General features: G+C 37.8%; 26 protein-coding genes. 21 read left to right on the forward strand and 5 right to left on the reverse strand.

What is annotated here, in order from left to right; genetic code table 11:
* Together HMPREF3112_RS11785 and HMPREF3112_RS08700 are read right to left on the reverse strand one after the other, a co-directional pair.
* On the reverse strand, window positions 1-569 hold a 569-nt coding region (locus HMPREF3112_RS11785), incomplete at its 3' end, for a diacylglycerol/lipid kinase family protein (protein ID WP_256262682.1).
* Window positions 570-671: 102 nt separating this feature from the next.
* Window positions 672-1697 (reverse strand): DUF389 domain-containing protein, encoded by a 1026-nt coding sequence (locus tag HMPREF3112_RS08700; protein ID WP_060972391.1) that lies wholly within the window; start codon window positions 1695-1697, stop codon window positions 672-674.
* 699 nt (window positions 1698-2396) lie between these two features.
* Between HMPREF3112_RS08700 and HMPREF3112_RS08705 the strand changes: the two genes are divergently transcribed.
* From HMPREF3112_RS08705 to HMPREF3112_RS08730, 6 genes are all read left to right on the forward strand, one after another.
* Complete coding sequence (locus tag HMPREF3112_RS08705; protein ID WP_002890536.1) at window positions 2397-2636, forward strand: GlsB/YeaQ/YmgE family stress response membrane protein; 240 nt, start codon at window positions 2397-2399, stop codon at window positions 2634-2636.
* A gap of 256 nt (window positions 2637-2892) precedes the next feature.
* Window positions 2893-3096 (forward strand): CsbD family protein, encoded by a 204-nt coding sequence (locus HMPREF3112_RS08710; protein WP_002886207.1) that lies wholly within the window; start codon window positions 2893-2895, stop codon window positions 3094-3096.
* Between the two features lie 568 nt (window positions 3097-3664).
* On the forward strand, window positions 3665-5005 hold the full coding sequence (lpdA, locus tag HMPREF3112_RS08715) for a dihydrolipoyl dehydrogenase (protein ID WP_002886094.1): 1341 nt from the start codon (window positions 3665-3667) through the stop codon (window positions 5003-5005).
* Between the two features lie 102 nt (window positions 5006-5107).
* Window positions 5108-6181, forward strand: a complete 1074-nt coding sequence (locus HMPREF3112_RS08720; protein WP_048674343.1) for a thiamine pyrophosphate-dependent dehydrogenase E1 component subunit alpha — start codon at window positions 5108-5110, stop codon at window positions 6179-6181.
* A gap of 16 nt (window positions 6182-6197) precedes the next feature.
* A complete protein-coding gene (locus tag HMPREF3112_RS08725) occupies window positions 6198-7229 on the forward strand; it encodes an alpha-ketoacid dehydrogenase subunit beta (protein WP_002885911.1) in 1032 nt (343 codons plus the stop codon).
* 10 nt (window positions 7230-7239) lie between these two features.
* On the forward strand, window positions 7240-8469 hold the full coding sequence (locus HMPREF3112_RS08730) for a dihydrolipoamide acetyltransferase family protein (RefSeq protein WP_048674345.1): 1230 nt from the start codon (window positions 7240-7242) through the stop codon (window positions 8467-8469).
* Between the two features lie 179 nt (window positions 8470-8648).
* Here the strand turns inward: HMPREF3112_RS08730 and HMPREF3112_RS08735 are convergent, their stop codons facing one another.
* On the reverse strand, window positions 8649-9242 hold the full coding sequence (locus HMPREF3112_RS08735; protein WP_048674347.1) for a class I SAM-dependent methyltransferase: 594 nt from the start codon (window positions 9240-9242) through the stop codon (window positions 8649-8651).
* Between the two features lie 155 nt (window positions 9243-9397).
* Here HMPREF3112_RS08735 and HMPREF3112_RS08740 point away from each other — a divergent pair, with 155 nt between their 5' ends.
* The 3 genes from HMPREF3112_RS08740 (at window position 9398) to HMPREF3112_RS08750 (ending at window position 11227) form a co-directional block, all read left to right on the forward strand.
* Window positions 9398-9979, forward strand: coding sequence for a TetR/AcrR family transcriptional regulator (locus HMPREF3112_RS08740; protein WP_048674349.1), 582 nt, complete (start codon window positions 9398-9400; stop codon window positions 9977-9979).
* A 96-nt stretch (window positions 9980-10075) separates the two neighbouring features.
* Window positions 10076-10387 carry a hypothetical protein gene (locus tag HMPREF3112_RS08745; protein ID WP_014633350.1) on the forward strand — a complete coding sequence of 104 codons (312 nt, stop codon included), beginning with the start codon at window positions 10076-10078 and terminating at the stop codon, window positions 10385-10387.
* Window positions 10388-10477: 90 nt separating this feature from the next.
* The gene (locus HMPREF3112_RS08750) at window positions 10478-11227 is read left to right on the forward strand and encodes a CPBP family intramembrane glutamic endopeptidase (RefSeq protein ID WP_048674351.1); all 750 of its coding nucleotides are present in this window, start codon (window positions 10478-10480) and stop codon (window positions 11225-11227) included.
* A 257-nt stretch (window positions 11228-11484) separates the two neighbouring features.
* On the opposite strand, the gene HMPREF3112_RS08755 is transcribed toward HMPREF3112_RS08750, so the two are convergent.
* Both HMPREF3112_RS08755 and HMPREF3112_RS08760 read right to left on the reverse strand, forming a co-directional pair.
* The gene (locus HMPREF3112_RS08755; protein ID WP_014634186.1) at window positions 11485-11682 is read right to left on the reverse strand and encodes a hypothetical protein; all 198 of its coding nucleotides are present in this window, start codon (window positions 11680-11682) and stop codon (window positions 11485-11487) included.
* A 99-nt stretch (window positions 11683-11781) separates the two neighbouring features.
* Complete coding sequence (locus tag HMPREF3112_RS08760; RefSeq protein WP_002890547.1) at window positions 11782-12201, reverse strand: SP_0198 family lipoprotein; 420 nt, start codon at window positions 12199-12201, stop codon at window positions 11782-11784.
* 174 nt (window positions 12202-12375) lie between these two features.
* On the opposite strand from HMPREF3112_RS08760, the gene HMPREF3112_RS08765 reads away from it, so the two are divergent.
* The 12 genes from HMPREF3112_RS08765 (at window position 12376) to csn2-St (ending at window position 23873) form a co-directional block, all read left to right on the forward strand.
* The gene (locus tag HMPREF3112_RS08765) at window positions 12376-12768 is read left to right on the forward strand and encodes a YbgA family protein (RefSeq protein WP_014634187.1); all 393 of its coding nucleotides are present in this window, start codon (window positions 12376-12378) and stop codon (window positions 12766-12768) included.
* The gene (locus HMPREF3112_RS08770; protein ID WP_070439310.1) at window positions 12765-13127 is read left to right on the forward strand and encodes a TIGR02328 family protein; all 363 of its coding nucleotides are present in this window, start codon (window positions 12765-12767) and stop codon (window positions 13125-13127) included. Before HMPREF3112_RS08765 ends, HMPREF3112_RS08770 begins: the two co-directional genes overlap by 4 nt.
* Before the next feature lie 12 nt (window positions 13128-13139).
* Window positions 13140-13517, forward strand: a complete 378-nt coding sequence (locus HMPREF3112_RS08775) for a hypothetical protein (RefSeq protein ID WP_064523356.1) — start codon at window positions 13140-13142, stop codon at window positions 13515-13517.
* A 4-nt stretch (window positions 13518-13521) separates the two neighbouring features.
* Complete coding sequence (locus HMPREF3112_RS08780) at window positions 13522-13884, forward strand: hypothetical protein (RefSeq protein ID WP_060971544.1); 363 nt, start codon at window positions 13522-13524, stop codon at window positions 13882-13884.
* Window positions 13885-13987: 103 nt separating this feature from the next.
* Window positions 13988-14479, forward strand: a complete 492-nt coding sequence (locus HMPREF3112_RS08785) for a CPBP family intramembrane glutamic endopeptidase (protein WP_256262683.1) — start codon at window positions 13988-13990, stop codon at window positions 14477-14479.
* Between the two features lie 145 nt (window positions 14480-14624).
* Window positions 14625-15266: a GDSL-type esterase/lipase family protein gene (locus tag HMPREF3112_RS08790; RefSeq protein WP_048674368.1), complete on the forward strand. Its 642-nt coding sequence runs from the start codon at window positions 14625-14627 to the stop codon at window positions 15264-15266.
* Between the two features lie 95 nt (window positions 15267-15361).
* Complete coding sequence (locus HMPREF3112_RS08795; protein ID WP_048674370.1) at window positions 15362-15976, forward strand: hypothetical protein; 615 nt, start codon at window positions 15362-15364, stop codon at window positions 15974-15976.
* Between the two features lie 239 nt (window positions 15977-16215).
* Entirely contained in the window at window positions 16216-17877 is a 1662-nt protein-coding gene (locus HMPREF3112_RS08800) for a SulP family inorganic anion transporter (protein WP_070439313.1), read from the forward strand.
* 147 nt (window positions 17878-18024) lie between these two features.
* Window positions 18025-21411, forward strand: a complete 3387-nt coding sequence (gene cas9, locus HMPREF3112_RS08805) for a type II CRISPR RNA-guided endonuclease Cas9 (protein WP_070439316.1) — start codon at window positions 18025-18027, stop codon at window positions 21409-21411.
* 176 nt (window positions 21412-21587) lie between these two features.
* Window positions 21588-22499, forward strand: a complete 912-nt coding sequence (gene cas1 / locus HMPREF3112_RS08810) for a type II CRISPR-associated endonuclease Cas1 (protein WP_070439319.1) — start codon at window positions 21588-21590, stop codon at window positions 22497-22499.
* A 1-nt stretch (window position 22500) separates the two neighbouring features.
* A complete protein-coding gene (gene cas2, locus HMPREF3112_RS08815) occupies window positions 22501-22824 on the forward strand; it encodes a CRISPR-associated endonuclease Cas2 (RefSeq protein ID WP_002946754.1) in 324 nt (107 codons plus the stop codon).
* Window positions 22821-23873 carry a CRISPR-associated protein Csn2-St gene (gene csn2-St / locus HMPREF3112_RS08820; RefSeq protein ID WP_037611476.1) on the forward strand — a complete coding sequence of 351 codons (1053 nt, stop codon included), beginning with the start codon at window positions 22821-22823 and terminating at the stop codon, window positions 23871-23873. Before cas2 ends, csn2-St begins: the two co-directional genes overlap by 4 nt.
* Window positions 23874-23968: the final 95 nt, after the last annotated feature.

Consider the following 23968-nt stretch of genomic DNA (forward strand, 5'->3'; position numbering starts at 1 on the left):
GCTTCACCTTCATAATTGCCATTTTCGCTTTCAATACGAACATTAAATACATCGTCTTCCATAACGGACCTCATCGTATTGATTGCATATGCAAAGATACCGTACTTTGTTTTATCTTCAATATCAACGTTATGAATAGCTTCTGGTAAAGATCCAACACTAAAAATATAGCCAAAATAATTTTGATTAGCTTTTCCAACATCAATGGTTTTAGTAAAATTGAAATCAAGTTCTTCAATCGCTTGATCAATATTTTGGTTGATTTCTAATAGCTTAGTGATTAAATTACCAGTTCCACCAGGAATAATCCCAAGTTTTGGAATGTGATTTTTTTCAGCAATCCCTGAAATAACCTCATTTACAGTACCGTCTCCACCAAAAACAATTACTGCATCATATTTTTCTTTAGAGGCTTTTTCAGCAAATTGAGTTGCATCTTTGGCTTTTTGCGTAATCTTAGTTTCAACATAATCAAAATACTCTTTAGCCTTATTCTCCAAGCTCTCTTTATAATCTAATGCTGTTTCTCCTCCAGAAGTTGGATTAATAATTATCATTACTTTTTTCATTGATATTTCTCCTATGGACCACTAGTGACAATACTTTTCAACGGTTTCTTATGCTTATCAGATTAATATCTCACATTACTTGTTGTTATTTGGGGATTCTTTTTACTTATCCTTTTCTATTTGTTGAAGATCATCATCGTTTTTATATTGAATGATGTAGTCGACTAATTCTTTTTCAGTTAATCTATCATTTGTTAATTGTGAAACCTGAATCGAGATATTTTTCAAACCATATTCATTTTGTTTGTTAATGATACCTTGTAACTCAGCTTCTGAAAGATATTTACCTGAAATGGTTAGCTTTAGTGTATTGTTTTCTTTACTATATTTCTTTTTCAAAATAGTATGGTTTTCAAATTGATCAGATAGATAATTATTGATAGACTCATTGATTAGCGTATCTCTAACTAAGGTAGTTGCAGAAGCTAAACTTGGAATAATAAGAACAAGCGAGACTAGAATTAATATTTTTCGCATTTTAGAGGCTTTACGATTATGTTTAACATAAGGATTATTAACCATCATCACATTAGTGCCAATATATGTAGCAATCATAATAAAACTGCAGTTAATGGAGAACAAATATGACGCCCCTATCATATACTCAAGATTTCCTGTGGCAATAGAATACCCCACGGTACAAACGGGTGGCATAAGAGCAGTTGCAATGGCGACACCAGGAACAATGTTATTAGCTTCTTTCTTTCGTGCTCCAATAATGCCGGCTAATCCACCGACGAATGCTATTACAACGTCCCAAATTGTGGGCGAAGTTCTAGCAATAATTTCCGTACTTGCGTAAGAAATGGGCGAAAGTAAAAAATAAAGTGTAGAGGCTAAAAGGCTTACTGCAACTTGAATAAAAAGAACTTTAAACGATTTTTTGAGAAGTTTTGTATCTAATATTGCTAACGCAAAACCTACTCCAAGGATAGGTGTCATCAATGGAGAAATCAACATTGCCCCTATGATTGTTGGAATAGAATTCATATTCAAACCAATAGATGCAATCAATATCGCACACAATAAAGTGGTTAAGTCACTTTTTGATAAATCTAAATCCTCATAGATTTTGTCCCTAAATTCTATTAGAGAATAAAGTTTACCATCCTTCAAAACTTTTTCCATAACAGTACTTCCTTTTTGTTACTATAGTCAACTTTTTAAGCTCACTCTTTGACGACGTATCTAAATCATTGGCCATTATTATTGTAACTTCTTTACCTGGGTGTGTTTTATATTCTACTTTCAATTTGTAATCAATTCACTACTCCATATTAATTTTAAACTCCTACTGAAAGTGATGTAGTGTTTGGTGTATTATTTATACTATTTTGTTAGATACTTACTATTTAAAGAAAAATGTGTAAGGGTTTACATGTCTCAATTATACATTTTATTTTTACTTTCGTCACTCGAACATCTTAGGGCTATTTTCTTTTGTGGCTAAAATGCTAATCAATCATATGAATGTAGCAGTTTAATCAAACTTTTTATTCATAAATCAATCCATTTAGAGGAAGCCCTAATAATAGTAGAAGCCTGTGTAGATTTTTAACAAAAAAATGAGATAAGCGAAATTGTAAAACTATGCAAGCGATTGCAAGGGGCAATGATGGTTTTCATGTCTATTTTTGTGTAAGCGCAAACATTTTCATTGACTTATCAATTTGATTAACTTATACTGTTATTAACAGGTATATACTAACATTAATCTTATGATTGTTAAGATTAATATAAAAAATGTTTTAGCTAAAATGTAACTCTTTAGATGGTTTGATTTTCCAAACAATCTAACTTTCCTCTATTTAGAAAGGGGGAGACATTATGCTTTGGGCTATTATTGTCGGAGGCTTTATAGGTTTTATTGCTGGTGGAATCACTAAAAAGGGAGGTTCCATGGGAATAATTGCCAATATCTTTGCAGGTTTAATTGGTTCATCTGTTGGACAGTCACTCTTCGGTTCTTGGGGACCTAGACTAGCTGGAATGGCCTTAGTTCCATCAATTTTAGGGGCAGTTATTGTTGTTGCAGTAGTATCATTTTTCTTAGGAAAAAAAGAATAATTTTCAATATTTCGATAGGAAGACTCCAATCAACTAGCAAACTTAGTGCTGATAAATTTAAAAAGTGGTAAACATGGACTAGCTAATGGTTTATCAGCAAATAAAGATAACGTTAGTGAGGGTGTTCAAGCTGTTTATGACTCGACTTCAACACAAAAGCTATAATTTAACTTATCTTGTTATACTTAAAAATTTGAATGTATTATTGAAGAGCGTTCATATTTAACAATCTTTATGTCCAAAGGAGGATAAAATTATGTCAGTAGAAGAAAAACTCAACCAAGCTAAAGGCGCATTTAAAGAAGGTGTCGGAAAATTAACTGGTGATAAAAAAACAGAAAAAGAGGGTGCTGCTGAAAAAGCAGTCTCAAAAGTGAAAGAAGTTGCCGAAGATGCCAAAGATGCTGTCGAAGGCGCTATCGAAGGTGTGAAAAATATGATTAAAAAGGACGATAAATAATTAAATAGCCAATTGATTTTTCACATAAAAGCTACAAAAGCTACTCTACAAAAAAATAGAGTTGTCATATTCTACTCCTAATTACTCACTTATAAGATTACTTTCAAAATAACTACAAATCGATATTCTTATAATATTATTCAGTTGAAAAATCAACTTTCTTTAGATTAATTCAAATTCCTTTTTAACTCCATATACATATTCTTTCTAATAGTAAAAGCACTCTAATTTCTATAGTTTTATACAAGCTATAGACGCTAGAGTGTTTTTTATAACATTTTGAAGAATTATTTAATGATTAGGGGAGATTTGTATTTATCTAGTGTCTATAAAAATCAGCAAAGTATAAGTGCTGACGTCATCCCGAATAGGGAATGGCAAACGTTTGCATTACTTGTGAATATTTTCACTACCAAAACATCACATTTTCAGTGAATTACTTGATTTTCATAAGTATTAGTTTTATAATCAAAGTATAGAAAACGCTTTCAAAAACATCTCCGAGTTTTTGTCCTACTTGAAGTGGTTAGGCTAACAGCCGACTTCCATTCTAGAAAGGAGTATTGTTTTGAGTCAATGTGATATTCTCATTATAGGGGCAGGTCCTGGCGGTTATGTTGCTGCTGAAGAAGCTGCCCGTTTAGGTAAAAAGGTAACTGTCATTGAGAAAAACTCCATAGGTGGCACTTGTTTGAACGTTGGCTGTATCCCATCCAAAGCCTATCTTCAACATGCTCATTGGCTATTAGCTGCTAAAGAAGCCTCTCAGTATGGAGTAACAATTTTAAATGATAATCTTGATTTTCAAAAACTTGTTGCTCGCAAAGATCAAGTCGTAGCAACACTACAGTCTGGTATTCAATCAAGTTTTAAACAATTAGGGATCACCTATATTGAAGGTGAGGCAGCTTATATTTCTGATAAAACCTTCCAAGTTAATGGTGAAAGAGTCTCAGGTAAGTCTGTTATTTTGGCGACGGGGAGTCATCCATTTATTCCTCCTATTTCTGGTATTAACGATGTTGACTATTTGACAACAGATAGCTTTTTCAACTTAAAGGAACTTCCTCAACGTTTGGTTATCATTGGTGGGGGTATTATTTCCGTTGAGTTAGCTTTTGCTATGGCTCCACTAGGTGTGGATGTGACAGTAATAGAGGTTGCACCAACAATTTTGGCAACTGAAGATGACGAAGCACGTTCCATTATTAGAGAAAAGATGGAGCAACTTGGAATTACTATACTGGAAGGAGTTAGCATAGATAGAGTTGAAGAAAATGCTGTAATTCTAGCAAATGGCAAGTCCTACTCTTATGATAACTTACTTGTAGCAACAGGACGTAAGCCAAATATTGAGTTAGCCCAAATGATGGGCTTGGAGCTGACTGAAAAAGGTTTTATAAAGGTAGATAGTTATTACGAGTCATCTCAATCAGGTGTTTATGCGATTGGGGATTTGATTCCTGGATATATGTTAGCTCATGTTGCTAGTAGCGAGGGAATCAAAGCTGTTCGAGCCATTTGTCGTCAGGCTGAGGAACCGGTGGATAATTCAAGTGTTCCACGGTCGCTCTTTACAACGCCAGAGATTGCTTCCTTTGGCTTGTCAGAAGAGGAGGCGGTTCAACAAGGATACGATATATCAGTTGGTCAACTTCCTTATGTTTATAATGGTCGAGCAATTGCGTCTAATTCAGCAAAAGGTTTTGTTAAAATTGTCTCTGAAAAACGCTATCACCTACTATTAGGTGCCGTTATCGTTGGCCCACATGCAACTGATATTTTACAATCCTTGATTGTCTTGAAAGATGCTGAAGGAACACTTGATCAGCTTGATAAGACTATTTTTGCACATCCAACAATTTCTGAGTTGGTTCAGGAAGTTGCAAGACTGATTTTAAGGTCCTAAGCTCGATGGATAGGTTTAGCGTAGTCATTTTCATTTTTTTAAATTTATATATGTCAATAATATTTGTTTTTTATAAAGTTCTCTATAGAAGGAGGAAACAATATGACACATTATCAAGAATTGCCACAAGCCCTAATGAAAGAAAAACATCAGGGACAAACCTTAACCAAGGAAGAAGTTAAGGTTCAAACTGCCCATGATCTTGGTGTGGAAAATGTTTCAAAAGAAGAGGCTAAATCCATGTATAAGACTATGTGCGATATTCGAAATTTTGAAGAAAATGCACGACATTTCTTTTCAATCGGTCAAATTCCAGGATTTGTTCATCTTTACTCAGGTGAGGAGGCTATTGCGACTGGGGTATGTGCTAACCTGACTGATAAAGACTACATTACTAGCACACACCGAGGACATGGACACTGTGTGGCTAAAGGTGGAGACCTTAAAAAAATGATGGCTGAAATCTTTGGTAAGTCTACAGGGCTTGGTAAAGGTAAGGGTGGCTCTATGCATATCGCTGACTTGGATAAAGGAATCCTTGGTGCTAACGGTATGGTAGGTGGAGGCTTTGGTCTTGCGACTGGTGCTGCTATGCGTAACAAATATCTAAAGACTGATGATGTTGCTGTATGTTTCTTTGGTGACGGTGCTGCCAACGAAGGTAATTTTCATGAGTGCTTAAACATGGCCTCTATTTGGAATCTACCTGTGGTATTTGTAAATGAAAATAACCTTTTTGCAGAATCAACACCACAATGGTACTCATCAGGTTCACCAACAATTGCTGAACGTGCACAAGCATACAATATGCCTGGAGTTCGCGTTAATGGTAAAGACTTATTTGCTGTTTATCAAGTGGCTAAAGAGGCCATTGAACGTGCGCGTCGTGGAGATGGTCCAACGTTAATTGAAGCTATTACTTATCGTAACCATGGCCATTTCGAAGGAGATGAGCAAAAATACAAAGCACCAGATGGAATCGAAAAAGAATGGGCAGATGTGGATGCCTTGGAAGTATTTCGTGACCTTGTAACTGAAAAGGGTATCCTTAGCCAAGATGAATTGGATGAGATTGTTGCCCAATCACAAAAAGATGTTGAAGATGCAATCCACTTTGCTCAAGAGAGCCCAATTCCAAAAGAAGAAGCTCTCTACGAAGACGTATTTGCAGACTGATTGAGGAGGATTCATAATGACTAGAGAAACATTATTTATGAAAGCCATCAATGAAGGGCTCGATCAAGCCATGGAAAGAGACGAGCGAGTTGTTCTTCTAGGAGAGGATATCGCAGGTGGTGTTAATGTTGAACACTTAGAAAATAATAACGAGGATGCCTGGGGCGGTGTCATGGGTATCACACGAGGATTGATGCCGAAATATGGCAGGGAACGTGTTATTGATACTCCGATTTCTGAGCACGGCTATTTATCAGCTTCGGTGGGGATGGCGCTTACGGGACTAAGACCTGTACCAGAGTTGATGTTTAATGATTTTATTGGATTCTGTTTTGATGCCCTATTAGGACAGGCATCTAAGATGCGTTACATGTTTGGAGGAAAAGCTAAAGTTCCGATGGTTGTGCGTACTATGCACGGTGCGGGTGCTTCAGCTGCGGCTCAACACTCCGGCTCATATTACGGCCTCTTTGGATCTATTCCAGGTATTAAGGTAGTTGTTCCTGCTACACCATATGATGCTAAAGGTTTACTATTGGCGTCAATTGAAGATGATAATGTTGTTATTTTTTCTGAGGACAAAACCCTCTATGGCTTAAAAGGGGAAGTGCCAGAAGAATACTATACTGTACCAATTGGTAAGGCTGCCGTTCGTAGAGAAGGTAAGGATTTAACAATTGTGACAATTGGTAAGATGTTGTATGTAGCTTATGAGGTCGCAGATCGTTTAGCAAAAGACAACATTTCTGTAGAAGTGATTGATCTTCGTACAGTTGCTCCATGGGATGAAGAAACAGTGTTAAATTCCGTGAAGAAAACGGGTCGTTTGGTTATTGTGGATGAGGCAAACCCGCATAACAATACTGCAACTGATATTGCATCTGTAGTTTCAGATAAAGCTTTTGATTATCTTGATGGACCAGTGAAATGTGTTTGTGCACCAAATACTCCTGTTCCATTTGCGACAAACTTAGAACAAGCCTATATCCCGGATGCGGATAAGGTTTTGAAAGTAGCTGATGAATTGATTCAGGACTTGAAAGGATAGGAGGGCGCTTATGGCAACAGAAATTTTAATGCCCAAGCTCGGCCTAACCATGACTGAAGGACTCATTCAAAAGTGGTTGGTCCAAGTTGGTGATACAGTAACAAGTGGTCAGCCTTTATTGGAAATTAGTTCTGAAAAATTGACTAGTGAAGTCGAATCCCCTGCTTCTGGGGTTGTTCTTGACATTGTGCATGGTGAAGGTGCTACAGTTAAATGTAAAGAAGTTGTTGGATGGGTTGGCCAGGAAGGAGAAAATGTAGGAACCCAAGAAGCTCCTGCACAAGAGGAAGCTCCAACTGAAGTCGCTAAAGATCCAACACCGTCTAGTCCTAAATCTACTACAGCACCTATAGCTCGTACTAGTGGGGAACGAATTTTCATTACACCGGTAGCTCGTAAGATGGCTACTGAGAAAGGCTATGATATCTCCCTTATTAAAGGAACAGGTGGAAATGGTCGTATTACAAGACGTGATGTAGAATCTTACCAACCAAGTCTTGTTGCTGATAAGGTCGTTGAACCTCTAACACAAGCTATGGCCACAGGACAATACGGTGAGGGACTCGAAGGCATGCGTAAGATTATTGCCGAACGTATGATGAACAGTCTTCATTCTTCTGCTCAAGTGACACTCCATCGTAAGGCTGATTTAACTGAGCTTTTGAAATTCCGTAAAGAACTTAAGGCCAAGGTACATACTCCACTTGAAAATGGTGAACTAGGTATCACAACTCTATTAACTAAAGCAGTAACCAAAGCTTTGAGAGATTTTCCAGCTTTGAATGCTTGGTATGGTGGCGGAATTCATAAGATTCACGAACGCATTCATATTGGTATGGCAACAGCTTTGGATGATGGTTTGGTTGTTCCTGTGATTCAAGACGCAGATCGTATGACTTTAGCAGATCTTGGTCAAAGCATTAAGACTTTGGCTAATCAAGCTCGAAAAGGTACACTTGCATCTGACCTATATAGTGGTTCTACTTTCTCAATTACGAACCTAGGGGGGCCAGGTGTAGAATACTTCACACCAATCCTTAATTCCCCAGAGGTGGCAATCCTTGGTGTAGGAGCAACTCAACAAGCTTTAGCATTTAATGAGGAGGGAGAGGTTGTTCAAAAAGACTATCTTCCATTGAGTCTGAGCTTCGACCATCAAGTCATCGATGGCCTTCCAGCTGCTGAATTTTTAGCAAGAGTTGTTTCTTATCTTGAAGATCCTTATCTCCTTATCTTCTAACAGAAGTATCCATTTGTAAGATGCAATTGTGGACGAATAGGACTTACTAGAGGTATAAAAGTAAAGTAATTGTTGATGTTCCGCAACCTAGTATGAAGAGAAGACTAAATTAGTCTTCTCTTTGTGTTTTGCTAGGGTTGAGACATTAGATTTGATTAAGGAGTTTTTTATTAAATTTCCTAATCACTCTTAGTGACAACATACACAACCCATTTGTAATTTTGCTTTTCTTCAATCTTTGAAAAGCCAATGCTTGTTAACAACTGCATCAATTCATGGCTTGTCCCATAATCTGTCATATGATATTTTATTTTTTCTTTTTCGGAAGCAATAATCAAAGTGGAAGGATTGGACATGACTCTATAGATTTCCTGAAAACTCTGTTTTAAATCCTCCCAGAAAATATGTGTCTGGATGGCAAATACCAAATCAAAATCATTATTTTGGTAGGGAAGGTTTGCTACATTACCAATCCTCAGCTTAACACTTCCGTTTTCTATAGCATCTGAATGAATTCGTCTAGCAGTTTGATAAGACTCCTTAGATATATCAATACCATGAATGTCAAGATTTTTATCTAACTCAAGAAGGTTCTTAATAGTGCTGCCTCCGCCATAGCCGATTTCTAAAATCCGACTATTGTTAGGGATAGTGGTTTGTTTGATTGCCCAAAGGCTGAGTTCTTTGAAATAGGACGACCAGATGTTGGTAATCAATCGACCGACAAGACCACTCGGTTTTCTAGATTGCTTTATAAGATATTGAATGAGCATGTTCTCTCCCATTTTTGAAAATAAAATTTGAAATATACATGATTAAAATTCAAACTTTATTATAGAGAAAGCTAGTAAGAATAGCAAGGGAAAATGAAATATATATTCATATATTTCAAACTTATGCTACAATTGTTTATAACAGAGGTGTTCACATGAATCAATATCAAAAGACAACTGAGAAAAAGAAGCAAGCGATTGTTCAAGCAGCTTTGCGTTTGTTTAAAGACAAAGGTTTTAAGGAAACTAGTATAAAATCTATTGCAGAGGCAGCAGAAGTATCTCCTGTTTCTATCTACAATTATTTCGGGAGTAAAGATAATTTGGTAGCTCTCTGTGTTAATGACTTGTTTGAAGAAGTCACACAGCAAGCTGAGGACATTTTAAATAGTAATCTAGATTTTAAAACAAAATTAAACCAGGCTTTTTCTCTATGTCAGGAGAAAATGAGTCGGCAAATCTCGGACTATTTTCAAGATAAAATGGTGAAAGAACCTACTTTTTCAACTCTCTTAGCGAAAGCGATCACTGCAAAAAAACGTGATATCTATCGTGCTTATATTGAGCTAGGAAAAGAAGAGGGCCTTATTGCTAAAGACCTATCGACAGAGCTTGTCCTAAATGTCATGGATGCTCTTAATGGTATGGGAAATCAGTTAGACCACAGTGACAATTTAGAGACAGAGGTTGAGCAAATTCATCAGATTTTTTTGTATGGTATTTTTGGAAAAAAATGAGTCTAGCTTTCATGTCTTGTCCATCAATCCCAATCAGTTGTATATTCTCATGCATGGGTGTAAAATCTACTATATAAAGATAAAGAGGAAGTAGTAATGGAATTAAAAGATTTTACAGAACAAGAACAAAAGCAAATCGAAAAAGGTTTGAGTACAGCTGAGATTTCTGACAAGGAAGCGGCTAAGAAGTTGCTCGCTCTCGTACCGCAAGAATGGATTAAACGTATTCCTTTCTTTGTCAGAGGGCATGCGACGACCAAGACGGTGGAGCGTGTAGCCAAGCAATACCCTGAACTCTACGCAGTAGCTAAACGCCAAGGGGACCTTCCTGAAAAAGAAGGCCAAGAGCTACGTAAAATCATGACAGCTATCTTTGAAGAAAAAATGAACAAACACAAGATTAAGTAAGATTTATAAAGATTGTGAACAATACCATCTTTGAGTCGATGCGGATTAAGGTGAGATCTATCTGATTTATTATCCCGTAACGGAGGAAAAATGAGCAAATTTATTTCAAAAAAATCAGTCGCTATCTGGTATGCACTGACTGCCCTCCTTGCTACATTTATAGTAGGGCAAGTTATCCTTTGGTGTTTCCCAGATGGAAAGAGCACAGGTGACTCTCTACTGTTTATCCTAATGAACTGTATTCCCCTGATTATGGCGGCTATCTTTTCTCTTGTGTTGAGTGAAGTCAAATCTTTGGGCGATTTTTTCAAAAAGGTCTTTCTTCAAAAAGAAAGTCACCTATCCTGGATCCTAGCTTTCATCATCCCCGTCATCTATTATGGGATTTCAATCCTGCTCATGAATGTTCGCTTTACTGGGAACTCCCTCTTAGCCTTCTTCCTATATCTCCCCTGGACCTTTTTATATGGCGGTCTGGAAGAAGTCGGTTGGCGTTGGTTTTTACAAGAACATCTTTACTTTAGTAAGCACTTTATAACTAAAATGATGGTTCTTTCCATTATCTGGTTCCTCTGGCATATCCCTATCTATCAACTACCTTGGATTACAGCAGGCTCGTCCAACTATCTCATCTTTTACCTGATGATTTTAGGGAATACCTTTCTTTTGGGAGCTCTTAAAGAGTACTCGAGAGGAGCTGTTCCTTGTATCCTCGCTCATATGCTGATCGATAGTCTGGCTGTCCTTATGCTGGTTCAGAGTTCACTCACTCAGATTGTCCTTCTTGTTATTTTCGAAATTCTAGTAGCCTTTTGGCTGGTGGCCATGAGAAAATCATAGAATTAGAGTTGAACCTCCCACTGAATTTCGGTGGGAGCTTTTCTTTCCTATCTGTTGATATAATGACACAGTTTCATTTTTAGGAGGTGACTCGTTTGGCCAAGGATACATTTCATCATCAAAAGGCTGAAAAAGAGAGAGAAGAGCTCCGTAAAATCATGACAGACATCTTTGAAGAAAAAATGAATAAACACAAGATTAAGTAATGTTGTATCAAAAGAGGTATAAGTCTACAAACTTATACCTCTTTCATATCTTTACTTCTTACTTGATTTGGATAGGGTGATGGCAACCATTGTCGCACACAGGAAAAAGGCTGCTAGTAAACCTTTTGTAGTCGTGGTCATAAAGGGTTTATCAAAGACATAATAGTTATAGACAGAAAATCCCAGTCCAATAAGAGTTACAATAATCGACACAACAAATAGCGTCATCCATAATCTTCTTTGAGTCATCGTCAACCTCCTGTTTGTATTCGTTTTCTTTCTGCCTATAGTATAACATAAAAAACCTTAGCTAAATTCCAGAGAGTGGATTGGCTAAGGTTTTTCATATTATTTCGTCAAGACAACCGTATCGTTTGGATCACGGTCATCATCTTCAATAGTCAGCTGATTGCCGTCGAGTTTGTAGAATTTGGTATCATCACCAATCGTTAGACTTTGATTGTCAGGGTTAACTGTTACAGACTTGCTTTCCTTCTCGCCATCTGCTTCGTCCTCTTCCCAAGTTCCAGTATTTCCAGAGATGGTAAGAGTAATACGATCATTTTCATCAGTTCCTTTATAGGTGCCATCTAGCCCTTCAGTCTGTTTAGAAACTTCAGAACTTTGTGAAGATGAAACCTTACTTGAACTTTGTTGGGTGCTAGCAGAGCTTTCAGGTGTTTGAGCTTTCTGGTTTGAGCAGGCTGCTAAAAGACCAAGAACTGCCATAGAGGCAAGAGAAAGTGTGAGTTTTTTGGACAATGTCATAGGCTTTGTCTCCTTTCTTTGATACCTTAAGTATAGCAAACGCTTACAAACAAACCAAGCAAAAGCCCTTTTCTGAAAATAGTTGAAAATCACTCTTCAAATTCTCAAAGGCATAATCTATTATCCCCATTTAAACTATGCTATACTGATAAAAAGCAAGAAGGAAGGTTCCTAATGACAACTACCAATCCACGTCGCCAGTGCGAGCGACTTTGGGCAGCCAATAAGTATCTGGTGCTCAGCCATTCAAACAAGATTTACCTAGAAATCCGTAACTATCTCAAGAATGATGAGGTTAGTTTGGATCAGGTTCAGGCCTACATTGATCAAGCACTTGACCTTCCTGAAAATCCTGGTCAGGTCGTCAATGCCTTTCAACATATCTGGGGGTATTTTAAGAAAAAGGCGACTGCCAGCGAGAAGGAAATGTTTATGGCCCAACTGGAAAGCTATGCGACAGGTCGAATTCCTCAGATGTGTTTGGTGGCATCCGTCAAAGAGCTCCTCATCAAGTACCCAAATCGCTATCTGGAGGAGTCAACCTTAATTAATGGGGGTTCAAAATGAGACTATGGCATCAAGCCTTGATTTCAAAACTACCCCGTCAGCAATTATTAGGGCAGCACCGAGAATGTTGTGCCCTTCGTGGTAAGGGATGGCAACGCAAACATGCGACGGTTAACTATGTTTTTGATTATTCACCGTATCGCTTGTTTAAATACCATGAGCTCATTATGCAAGAAATGACGGAACGTGGCTATCGTGTTAGCCCAGAGTGGTTGGACAAGGAGTATCGAGGCAAACAGATGCCAGCCTACGATAAGCTTGAAGCGGAGACATTACCAGTCATCATCTACCCAGAGCATGATGCTGCCTATTTACAGGAATGTCTGGACAATCTCAAGCAAAAAGGAATCGTCATCTAAAGGAGGAAAACGATGCATTTATTTAAGTGGTTAGCATCTAAAAAGAAAGCAGCAGAAGGCCTTGTCATGCGTATTTCGACAGCTGATCAGGTAGACTATGCGACGATTACAAACCCAAGTGACAGTGATATCTGGGATGCTTTGGTGCAACTTCCAGTATCCTACGATAGTCTCTATCTCACTTATAGCGAAAAAGGGGCAATGAGTTTTATCTTTGTTGAATACGAGGATGACAAGTATCGCTTGGAACATGACACACCTGAGCTAGGATTAGAATTGACCAATGTCGCACGTGTATCTCAACAAGTTGCCAGAGATATCCTTATTCGCTTTTCGAAAGAGCACTCAGTGATTTTGGACGACCATTGGAAACAAGAGAAAGTAAGGTAATCCTATGGCCTACCTTACCCCAGAAACCAGACGAAAACGGCGAAAAGGCTTTTGCTTAATTATCGAAATCATTTGTCTGGTTCATTTTGCAATCATTGTCCCTCGTGACCGAGTTTTTACGCCTGAAAAATGGGCTCGTACTCCAGATCACATGCGCCATAAATTCATGTGGAGTTTTCACCGGCAGTATCAGCTTGAGGGCATGACGAGAAAAGAAGTTGAGAAACTCTTAGGCAAGGGGAGTGATCTTCAAGGAAGTGTTGAGTACAAGCTGAAGGACGATTGGATTGGTGGTTGGCGTGTTTACCATATTGACTATAAGCAAGACCGTGTGATTCGTGCCAAAGAAACCTGGCAAGATTGGTGAGAATGAGCTTTCTCTTCCCCTAAAAGTAGTATAATCAAGGTGTAAAGGTAATCGTTTTCAAAAGAACGAAGCTGTCTTTTGATTAGAAATGGAGGACAAACTCATGACCCTATTTATGTCTAAACTGATGAGCGGTATTATGGAACTGCTCATAGTCTCTGTCATTCCTTTTATCACTTGGTTAATTTGGAGCAGGAAAAAGGTCGGTTTCTTTGACTGGATTGGGTTGAAGAAAGTTGAGAGTCAGAAGAAGAGGCAATTATTACTGACCATTTTGGGTATTAGTCTACTTTTTCTTCTTTTTTCGATTGTGGTCTTTAGTTGGTTTGACTCTAGCCAAACGGCCACAGCAGATTTTTCTGGAAATGGAATTGGAGCTCTTCCTGCTATTCTAGCCTATGCTATCTTAGGGACTGCCTTGCCAGAAGAAATCTTCTTTAGAGGTTTTCTATTAAAAAGGATGCAAGGAAAACTAGGATTTCTAGGAGCAAATCTGGTTCAGTCTCTCTTATTTGGTCTCATCCATGCACTTATGTTTATGCAACTAACTGGTTACCTTAAGGCTTTTGCCATTTTGCCTTTATTAGTCTCATAGCTTTCGTTTTGGGTGCTATCAATGAAAAGAAAGCAAATGGCTCCATTCTTCCAAGTGTCTTTATTCACGCCTTGGCCAATACGGTTGTAGGGTTGCTCTTTGCCTTCTCCCTCATTTAGATAAAATTATATAGAAGAAAGTTATCATGGATGAATTAAAAGAAATCAAACTTAAAAATTATCAGTACTTAAATGAGGTCGCTATCAAGGGGGAGACGCTTTTCACGGGCTCCTCTCTCATGGAGCTTTTTCCCATTTGTGAAATCGCTAGGAGTAGAGGTATCGACGATATCATCTACAATCGAGGCATCAGTGGTTTGAATACGGATGAATTTCACCAGCATCTCCATCCCCTGCTTTTGGATCTGCAACCGAGTAAGGTTTTCATCAATATCGGTACCAATGACATGACCGAGGAGCCTTATGGAGTTCAGTGGTTACAACATATGACGGCAAATATCAGCCAAATTCTGGAGCAAACATTTGCTATTTTGCCCCATACCAAGATTTACCTGATGGCTTTTTACCCAGCCAATCTACATCTGCCTTGGCAGACACCGGCATCTATCCAGTGGATGAAACTGCGGACTCCTGAAAATCTTGACCGCTGTAACCAGGCTCTTGAGGAAATCGCCAAAACCTATGGCTGCCACTTCATTAATTGTAATGCTGAGCTGGTCAATGATAGAAAAGAGCAGAAGGCTGAGCACACCTATGACGGCGTCCACCTTTATGCCAATGCTTACTTAAAAGTCTTTGAAGTTCTGGAGCCATATCTCCTGCATTAAGAAAATATGAGAGAATTTCCAGTTCTTACTCGCTTTTTTCCCTTGATTACAGTACAATAGACGTCAAAAGTGAAAAATTGAAATGAGGTATCCCTATGTGGAAATGGTTTAAACGACTCATTGTCCTCGTCATTGTGGTCTTTTTTGCAGTGGCGGCTCTACTTATTCCGGACAAGATCGACAGTCAGGACCAATTAAAAAATGTATCAACACAAACATCCCTTGCTGATTTAGCCCAGGCTGGTATTGGTGGGGCGTCCCTTTCATCAGGCGGGGTTTCAACTGAGATTAATCTTGACAGTAATCAGTTTCGTCAAATCCTAAAAGCAAGCATGGCTGATTCTAATGACGAGACCTTGCAAAACAGTAGCGTAGAGTTGAATGATTCCTATCTAACAGCTAAGGTTCCCGTATCTCTTGGGCCTATCGGATCAACATTTAGCCTTGATTTTACGGTCAGCACTAACAAGGAAGTCATCCTACTAGATTTGGCAGGTGCCCACCTGGGTCGCCTTCCAGTTTCAAAATCACTGGTTCTGCCTTACCTCAAGAAGAGCATTGCCCAGTCCAGCAGTGGTATTCAAATGGTTAATGACCAAATTCAGCTTAAGCTTCCTGAAATCGGCTATGAAATTGAGCAAGCCTCTGTGACCAATAGCAAGATGAAGGTTAAACTTAACATTCCGATTTCCTTGCCAACAAGTTGGTAATCTATAATGAATCTTTCAAAACAAGTCCATAGTCTGGACTTGTTTTTTGATACCTTCACTTCTAAACTAAGAAAGTTAAAAAATTCTTGAAATAATAGCTTTAAATCCCTCAATCCCCTAGAAAATGAGCTTTTCCTATGCTATCATAAGATTGTAAAATTGATAAGCGTCTGACACTCATTGAAAAAGAGTTATTTCACTGAGTTAAAGAGTTTTAGGATAGTAGTTAGGAGGAAAAAATGGACGCTTTAAAATATATCACACCCAAATTTTTCACTACCATCAGGACTTATTCCAAGGGACAGTTCATCAAGGACCTGATTGCAGGAGTTATCGTGGCTATTATTGCCCTGCCCTTGTCAATTGCTCTTGCCATTGCCTCTGGTGTCAATCCCGAACAAGGTCTTTACACAGCAGTGGTTGCAGGCTTTTTTATTTCCTTTTTAGGAGGTAGTCGGGTTCAGATTGGTGGACCCACCGCAGCATTCGTTGTTATCATCTATGGCATCATCGCCCAGTATGGTATGGCTGGTTTGACCCTTGCCACGCTCATGGCGGGACTCATGCTTATTATCATGGGGCTCCTGCGTTTTGGTGACCTGATCAAGTTCATTCCCAAAACCATCACACTTGGCTTTACCTTGGGTATTGCCGTTGGGATTGTGGCTGGACAGGTTAAAGATTTCCTGGGACTTGAGATGAAGTCGGTACCAGCTGAGTTCTTAGAAAAACTTCTAGCTTATGGGAAGCATCTTTCAAGTATTAGCTGGCCGACACTTGCAATTGGTATCTTGGCCCTAGTCATTCAAATCTTTTGGCCACGCCTTTCTCAGAAAATTCCGGGGTCTTTGGTTGCCATCCTTGTAACCACAGCCATCGTAGCTTTTGGTCATCTGCCAGTCAAAACCATCGGTGATCTTTACACCATCAAAGCAGGACTTCCAAGTTTCACAGTTCCTGACCTATCATTTTCTTTGATTCGTCAAATGATGTCGCCAGCCTTCACCATTGCCATACTAGCAGCCATTGAATCCCTACTTTCTTGCGTTGTTTCAGACGGGATGATTGGTGGTAATCATCGCTCTAATGCTGAATTGATTGGCCAAGGTGTTGGGAATATCATGTCAGCCCTCTTTGGCGGGATTCCTGCAACGGGTGCCATCGCCCGTACCGCAGCCAATGTCAAAAATGGAGGACGGACACCAGTAGCGGGGATGGTTCATGCCCTTACCTTGCTTCTGATTTTACTCTTCCTCATGCCTTACGCCTCATTGATTCCTATGACCTGTTTGGCCTCAATCCTTATGATTGTCGGTTATAACATGAGTGGTTGGCGTACAGTTGGTCGTATGATCAAACGTGCCCCTAAGAGTGATGTGGCGGTTCTGCTAGTGACTTTTGTCTTAACCGTTTTCTTTGACCTAGTAGTTGCCATCGAATTTGGTATGGTCCTAGCAGCCTTCCTCTTCCTCAAACGCATGTCCGACGTGGCTCAAATTCGTCAGTGGGTGGACAAGGAAAATCTGGACGATCCAGTTTTGTCCGAGGATAGCGACTTGAAACAAGTTCCTAAAAACGCTGTCGTCTATGAAGTTTTTGGTGCCCTCTTCTTTGGTGCAGCCAATAACTTCTTGAATGTGATCAATGATGAAACTAAGAATGTTCTCATCCTACGCATGCGAAACGTTCCAGCCATGGATATCTCAGGCCTAGATGCCCTTGAAGAAACCCTGGCTATCTGCCAAAAACGTGGCATGACCTTGCTTCTTTCTCACGTTAATGCTCAACCCTACAGAGTTCTTGAAAAATCTGGCTTTATCCAAACTATTGGACCAGACCATATCTGCGAGTCGACCGACCAAGCCCTTGAAAAAGCAGCAGCCCTAGCACAAGAAGCCTAGACAAAAGTTTTTAATACAAGAAGAAAAAGCCAGTTCAACTGAACTTGGCTTTTTAAAATACAAAACTAGGATAGCGCTTACAAATACTATTGTGAATTTTCAGATATTATTGTAAAATATTAGAAAAAAGAATAAGGAGATTCTTAAATGAGCGACTTAGTTTTAGGACTTGATATTGGTATAGGTTCTGTTGGTGTAGGTATCCTTAATAAAGTGACGGGAGAAATTGTCCATAAGAACGCACGCATCTTCCCAGCCGCTCAAGCGGAGAATAATGTAGAACGTAGAACAAATCGTCAAGGAAGACGATTGACACGACGTAAAAAACATCGTAGAGTTCGTTTAAATCACATATTTGAAGAAAGTGGATTAATCACTGATTTTACGAAGGTTTCAATCAATCTAAACCCATATCAATTGCGAGTTAAGGGTTTGACCGATGAATTGTCTAATGAAGAATTGTTTATCGCTCTTAAAAATATGGTGAAACACCGTGGGATTAGTTATCTTGATGATGCAAGTGATGACGGAAATTCATCAGTAGGTGACTATGCACAAATTGTCAAAGAGAACAGCAAACAATTAGAAACAAAAACACCAGGCCAGATTCAATTGGAACGCTATCAAAAATATGGTCAATTACGTGGTGATTTTACTATTGAGGAGGATGGAAAAAAACATCGCTTAATTAATGTCTTTCCAACATCAGCTTATCGAGCAGAAGCACTGAGAATACTGCAAACCCAACAAGAATTTAATCCACAGATTACCGATGAATTTATTAATAGTTATCTCCAAATTCTAACTGGAAAACGTAAATATTATCACGGACCAGGAAATGAGAAGTCACGGACTGATTATGGAAGGTATACTACTAAGAAAGATTCTGAAGATGAGTACATAACTTTAGACAATATTTTTGGAATCCTAATTGGGAAATGTACATTTTATCCGGAAGAGTATAGAGCAGCAAAAGCATCCTATACGGCTCAAGAATTCAATTTGCTAAATGATTTGAACAATCTAACCGTTCCAACAGAAACCAAGAAGTTGAGCGAAGAACAAAAGAATCAAATCATTACCTATGTCAAAAATGAAAAGGCGATGGGTCCAGCGAAACTCTTTAAATATATCGCTAAACTACTTGCTTGCGATGTTGCGGATATCAAGGGATATCGTATCGACAAATCAGACAAACCAGAAATTCATACTTTCGAAGCCTACCGAAAAATGAAGACGCTTGAAACTATTGATGTTGAGCAAATGGAGAGAGAAAAGCTTGATAAGTTAGCCTATGTCTTAACATTAAATACGGAGAGGGAAGGTATCCAAGAAGCGATAGAGCATGAGTTTTCTGATGGTACTTTTAGTCAGGAACAAGTTGACGAATTGGTTCAATTCCGCAAATCAAATAGTTCCATTTTTGGAAAAGGTTGGCATAATTTTTCTGTCAAGTTGATGATGGAATTAATCCCAGAATTATATGCGACGTCAGAAGAACAAATGACTATTTTGACACGACTAGGAAAACAAAAAAGAACTTCGTCTTCAAATAAAACAAAATATATTGATGAGAAACGACTAACTGAAGAAATCTACAATCCTGTTGTTGCTAAGTCTGTTCGCCAAGCTATAAAAATCGTAAATGCGGCAATCAAAGAGTATGGTGATTTTGACAATATTGTCATCGAAATGGCTCGAGAAATGAATGAAGATGACGAAAAAAAGGCCATTAAAAAGATTCAAGAAGCTAACAAATCTGAAAAGGATGCGGCCATGCGTAAGGCTGCCAATCAATATAATGGAAAAGCTGAATTACCACATAGCGTTTTCCATGGTCATAAGCAATTAGCGACTAAAATCCGCCTATGGCATCAGCAAGGAGAACGTTGCCTTTATACTGGTAAAACAATTTCAATCCATGATTTGATTAACAATCCTAATCAATTTGAAATAGATCATATTTTACCTCTCTCTATTACCTTTGATGATAGCCTTGCCAATAAGGTTTTGGTTTATGCAACTGCTAACCAAGAAAAAGGCCAACGAACACCTTACCAGGCATTAGATAGTATGGATGATGCATGGTCTTTCCGTGAACTGAAAGCTTTTGTACGTGAGTCGAAAACACTTTCAAACAAGAAAAAAGAATACCTTCTTACGGAAGAGGATATTTCAAAATTTGATGTTCGAAAGAAATTTATTGAACGAAATCTTGTAGATACAAGATACGCTTCAAGAGTTGTCCTTAATGCCCTTCAAGAACACTTTAGAGCTCGCAAGATTGATACAAAAGTTTCCGTGGTTCGTGGCCAATTCACATCTCAATTGAGACGCCATTGGGGAATCGATAAGACTCGTGATACCTATCATCACCATGCTGTAGATGCACTAATTATTGCTGCTTCAAGTCAGTTGAATTTGTGGAAAAAACAAAAGAATACTCTTGTAAGTTATTCAGAAGACCAATTACTTGATATTGAAACAGGTGAACTTATTAGTGACGATGAGTACAAGGAATCTGTATTTAAAGCCCCTTATCAACATTTTGTTGATACATTGAAGAGTAAAGAATTTGAAGACAGTATCTTGTTCTCATATCAAGTGGATTCTAAGTTTAATCGAAAGATTTCTGATGCAACAATTTACGCAACAAGGCAGGCTAAAGTAGGAAAAGATAAGAAGGATGAAACTTATGTCTTAGGGAAAATCAAAGATATCTATAGCCAGGCTGGCTATGATGCCTTTATAAAGATTTATCAGAAGGATAAGTCAAAATTCCTCATGTATCGTCACGACCCACAAACCTTTGAGAAAGTTATCGAGCCAATTTTAGAGAACTATCCCAATAAGGAAATGAATGAAAAAGGGAAAGAAGTACCATGTAATCCTTTCCTAAAATATAAAGAAGAACATGGCGACTATATTCGTAAATATAGTAAAAAAGGCAATGGTCCTGAAATCAAGAGTCTTAAATACTATGATAGTAAGTTAGGTAATCATATTGATATCACTCCAAAGAATAGTAACAATAAAGTTGTCTTGCAGTCAGTTTCTCCATGGAGAGCGGATGTCTATTTCAATAAGACTACTGGAAAATACGAAATCCTTGGATTAAAATATGCTGATCTACAATTTGAGAAAGGGACAGGAACATATAAGATTTCTCAGGAAAAATACAATGACATTAAGAAGAAAGAGGGTGTAGATTCTGATTCAGAATTCAAGTTCACACTTTATAAAAATGATTTGTTACTAATTAAAGATACGGAAACAAAAGAACAGCAACTATTCCGTTTTCTTTCTCGATCAATGCCAAATAAAAAGCATTATGTAGAGTTAAAGCCTTATTCAAAAGATAAATTTGAGAAGAATGAGACACTTATTGAAATTTTAGGTCCTGCAGATAAGTCAGGACGATGTATAAAAGGACTAGCAAAATCAAATCTTTCAATTTTTAAAGTAAGAACAGATATCCTAGGAAATCAGCATATCATCAAGAATGAGGGTGATAAGCCTAAGCTAGATTTTTAATATTAATTGTTAAAAAGTGTTGCAATTATAGTTGTCATATACTATAATAATCGTGTAAGGGACGCCTTACACAGTTACTTAAATCTTGCAGAAGCTACAAAGATAAGGCTTCATGCCGAAATCAACACCCTGTCATTTTATGGCAGGGTGTTTTCGTTATTTAAAAAGGAGAAAAAATGACTTGGAGAGTTGTACATGTCAGTCAAAGTGAGAAGATGCGCTTAAAGCTTGATAACTTGTTAGTGCAAAAGATGGGACAAGAGTTTACGGTGCCACTTAGTGATATTTCGATAATAGTTGCTGAAGGTGGGGATACAGTTGTTACTCTTCGATTATTAAGTGCCCTAAGTAAATATAATATTGCCTTAGTTGTTTGTGATAACGAACATTTACCAACAGGGATTTATCACTCACAAAATGGGCATTTTAGAGCTTACAAGCGCTTGAAAGAGCAGATGGATTGGTCTCAGAAACAAAAGGACAAGGCATGGCAGATTGTGACTTACTATAAAATCAATAACCAAGAGGATGTTCTAGCCATGTTTGAAAAAAGTCTGGATAATATTAGACTACTTTCAGACTATAAAGAGCAGATAGAACCAGGTGATAGAACCAATAGAGAGGGACATGCTGCCAAGGTCTATTTTAATGAACTCTTTGGCAAACAATTTGTCAGAGTAACCCAACAAGAAGCCGATGTCATCAATGCTGGCTTAAACTATGGCTATGCTATCATGAGGGCTCAGATGGCTAGAATAGTAGCGGGTTATGGTTTAAATGGTCTATTAGGAATATTCCATAAAAACGAATACAATCAGTTTAATTTGGTTGATGACTTGATGGAGCCATTTAGACAGATTGTAGATGTTTGGGTTTACGATAATCTACGAGATCAGGAATTCCTTAAGTATGAGTATAGGTTGGGATTGACAGACTTACTCAATGCTAAAATCAAATATGGCAAAGAGACATGTTCAGTGACAGTTGCTATGGACAAATATGTTAAAGGCTTTATCAAATATATTTCGGAAAAAGATAGTAGTAAATTTCACTGCCCAGTGGTATCAAGTATAGAGCGGAGAAAATAAGATGAGGTATGAAGCGTTGAGATTATTATGTTTTTTTGATTTGCCAATGGAATCCAAGGATGAAAAAAGAATCTATCGTAATTTTCGTAAAGAATTAATTTCAAATGGATTTGAAATGTTACAATTTTCGGTCTATTATCGCACTTGTCCTAATAGAAGTTTTGCAAATAAATTTTATAAGAAGTTAAAGATGAGTAATCTACCTGCTGGAAATGTGAGACTTTTGGCGGTTACTGAAAAGCAGTTTTCAGAAATGACATTAATCATAGGTGGCAAAACTAAGCAAGAAGAAATCGTCAGTGATAATAAGTTGGTGGTCATATGAAATTTTTTGTACAACATCCTTACAAGGAACGTATTGAATTGAATATTGGTGCAATCACACAAATTGTTGGTCAGAATAAAGAACTCAAATATTATATTTGGCAGATTTTGAGCTGGTATTTTGGTGGAAAAAAATACTCAAGTGAGGACTTAAGTATTTTTGATTATGAGGAACCTACTATACTTGATGAGTCTGGAGAAATAGTGAAGCGAAGTAGCTATCACTATATCGACATTTCAAGTTTTAAGGATTTACTTGAGCAGATGGAATATAAGAAAGGGACACTTGCTTACGGTTACCTTAGTAAAATTGTCAATCAAGTTGATATTGTAGCCCATTTGGAGAAAATTAATGAACAAGTAGAGCTTATAGAAGGGGCAATGAACCAGCATATCAACTTAAACAGTGGTAAGGTGGAATACCATTTAGAGAATCGTCCTCTAACACTAGACCAATTACTTTCAAAAAATTTTAGTCCATTTTTTGCCATTGAGAATAAGAATTTATCTTTCGAATGGGTTGCAAATACCGATAAACTATCCCTCTTTTTAGAAATGTTAGACCGTCTTCTGTCACAAACAAGAGAGAAATATCTCATTGTGCTAAATACTATTGATAGTTTTGTCTCAGAGGAATCTTATGATAGTTTTTATAAGAAAATTGGTCAGCTAGCCCAAAAGTATCCAAACCTAAACTTTATTTTGTTTCCTAGTGACCAAGGATATCTAAAGATTGACGAGGAAAGTAGTAGGTTCGTCAATATTTTATCTGACCAGGTGGAGCATTTGTACGATGTTGAGTTTATGTATGAAAGGGTAAAGAAACATTATCCAAGTAATAATTTTCCGACGCGAGAAGGTTTTAGGATGTCCTTAGAGACTGTGACGCCTTATTTGTTAACAAAAATGACGAGACAACCTAGTCTCTCACTCGTTGATTCAGTAATTTTGAATATCTTAAATCAGTTGTTTCACTTTAACTATTGTATAAGATATTCTCAGACACCTGATGAGGAGCTATTACATAGATATTTAAAAAGTAAGAATTGACAAGTACAGTGATTGATTCTATAATCACTATGTGGGTATAAAAACGTCAAAATTTCATTTGAGGTTTTTGTACTCTCAAGATTTAAGTAACTGTA

Origin of the sequence: Streptococcus sp. HMSC10E12, assembly GCF_001807855.1 — a bacterium.
Taxonomy (GTDB): Bacteria; Bacillota; Bacilli; order Lactobacillales; family Streptococcaceae; genus Streptococcus; species Streptococcus salivarius.

What these genes read in the sequence shown, in the direction of transcription:
- HMPREF3112_RS08700 (WP_060972391.1), bottom strand. Translation starts at nt 1,697, where the DNA reads ATGGAAAAAGTTTTGAAGGATGGTAAACTTTATTCTCTAATAGAATTT.
- HMPREF3112_RS08705 (WP_002890536.1), top strand. Translation starts at nt 2,397, where the DNA reads ATGCTTTGGGCTATTATTGTCGGAGGCTTTATAGGTTTTATTGCTGGT.
- HMPREF3112_RS08710 (WP_002886207.1), top strand. Translation starts at nt 2,893, where the DNA reads ATGTCAGTAGAAGAAAAACTCAACCAAGCTAAAGGCGCATTTAAAGAA.
- HMPREF3112_RS08720 (WP_048674343.1), top strand. Translation starts at nt 5,108, where the DNA reads ATGACACATTATCAAGAATTGCCACAAGCCCTAATGAAAGAAAAACAT.
- HMPREF3112_RS08725 (WP_002885911.1), top strand. Translation starts at nt 6,198, where the DNA reads ATGACTAGAGAAACATTATTTATGAAAGCCATCAATGAAGGGCTCGAT.
- HMPREF3112_RS08730 (WP_048674345.1), top strand. Translation starts at nt 7,240, where the DNA reads ATGGCAACAGAAATTTTAATGCCCAAGCTCGGCCTAACCATGACTGAA.
- HMPREF3112_RS08735 (WP_048674347.1), bottom strand. Translation starts at nt 9,242, where the DNA reads ATGCTCATTCAATATCTTATAAAGCAATCTAGAAAACCGAGTGGTCTT.
- HMPREF3112_RS08740 (WP_048674349.1), top strand. Translation starts at nt 9,398, where the DNA reads ATGAATCAATATCAAAAGACAACTGAGAAAAAGAAGCAAGCGATTGTT.
- HMPREF3112_RS08745 (WP_014633350.1), top strand. Translation starts at nt 10,076, where the DNA reads ATGGAATTAAAAGATTTTACAGAACAAGAACAAAAGCAAATCGAAAAA.
- HMPREF3112_RS08750 (WP_048674351.1), top strand. Translation starts at nt 10,478, where the DNA reads ATGAGCAAATTTATTTCAAAAAAATCAGTCGCTATCTGGTATGCACTG.
- HMPREF3112_RS08755 (WP_014634186.1), bottom strand. Translation starts at nt 11,682, where the DNA reads ATGACTCAAAGAAGATTATGGATGACGCTATTTGTTGTGTCGATTATT.
- HMPREF3112_RS08760 (WP_002890547.1), bottom strand. Translation starts at nt 12,201, where the DNA reads ATGACATTGTCCAAAAAACTCACACTTTCTCTTGCCTCTATGGCAGTT.
- HMPREF3112_RS08765 (WP_014634187.1), top strand. Translation starts at nt 12,376, where the DNA reads ATGACAACTACCAATCCACGTCGCCAGTGCGAGCGACTTTGGGCAGCC.
- HMPREF3112_RS08770 (WP_070439310.1), top strand. Translation starts at nt 12,765, where the DNA reads ATGAGACTATGGCATCAAGCCTTGATTTCAAAACTACCCCGTCAGCAA.
- HMPREF3112_RS08775 (WP_064523356.1), top strand. Translation starts at nt 13,140, where the DNA reads ATGCATTTATTTAAGTGGTTAGCATCTAAAAAGAAAGCAGCAGAAGGC.
- HMPREF3112_RS08780 (WP_060971544.1), top strand. Translation starts at nt 13,522, where the DNA reads ATGGCCTACCTTACCCCAGAAACCAGACGAAAACGGCGAAAAGGCTTT.
- HMPREF3112_RS08785 (WP_256262683.1), top strand. Translation starts at nt 13,988, where the DNA reads ATGACCCTATTTATGTCTAAACTGATGAGCGGTATTATGGAACTGCTC.
- HMPREF3112_RS08790 (WP_048674368.1), top strand. Translation starts at nt 14,625, where the DNA reads ATGGATGAATTAAAAGAAATCAAACTTAAAAATTATCAGTACTTAAAT.
- HMPREF3112_RS08795 (WP_048674370.1), top strand. Translation starts at nt 15,362, where the DNA reads ATGTGGAAATGGTTTAAACGACTCATTGTCCTCGTCATTGTGGTCTTT.
- HMPREF3112_RS08800 (WP_070439313.1), top strand. Translation starts at nt 16,216, where the DNA reads ATGGACGCTTTAAAATATATCACACCCAAATTTTTCACTACCATCAGG.
- cas9 (WP_070439316.1), top strand. Translation starts at nt 18,025, where the DNA reads ATGAGCGACTTAGTTTTAGGACTTGATATTGGTATAGGTTCTGTTGGT.
- cas1 (WP_070439319.1), top strand. Translation starts at nt 21,588, where the DNA reads ATGACTTGGAGAGTTGTACATGTCAGTCAAAGTGAGAAGATGCGCTTA.
- cas2 (WP_002946754.1), top strand. Translation starts at nt 22,501, where the DNA reads ATGAGGTATGAAGCGTTGAGATTATTATGTTTTTTTGATTTGCCAATG.
- csn2-St (WP_037611476.1), top strand. Translation starts at nt 22,821, where the DNA reads ATGAAATTTTTTGTACAACATCCTTACAAGGAACGTATTGAATTGAAT.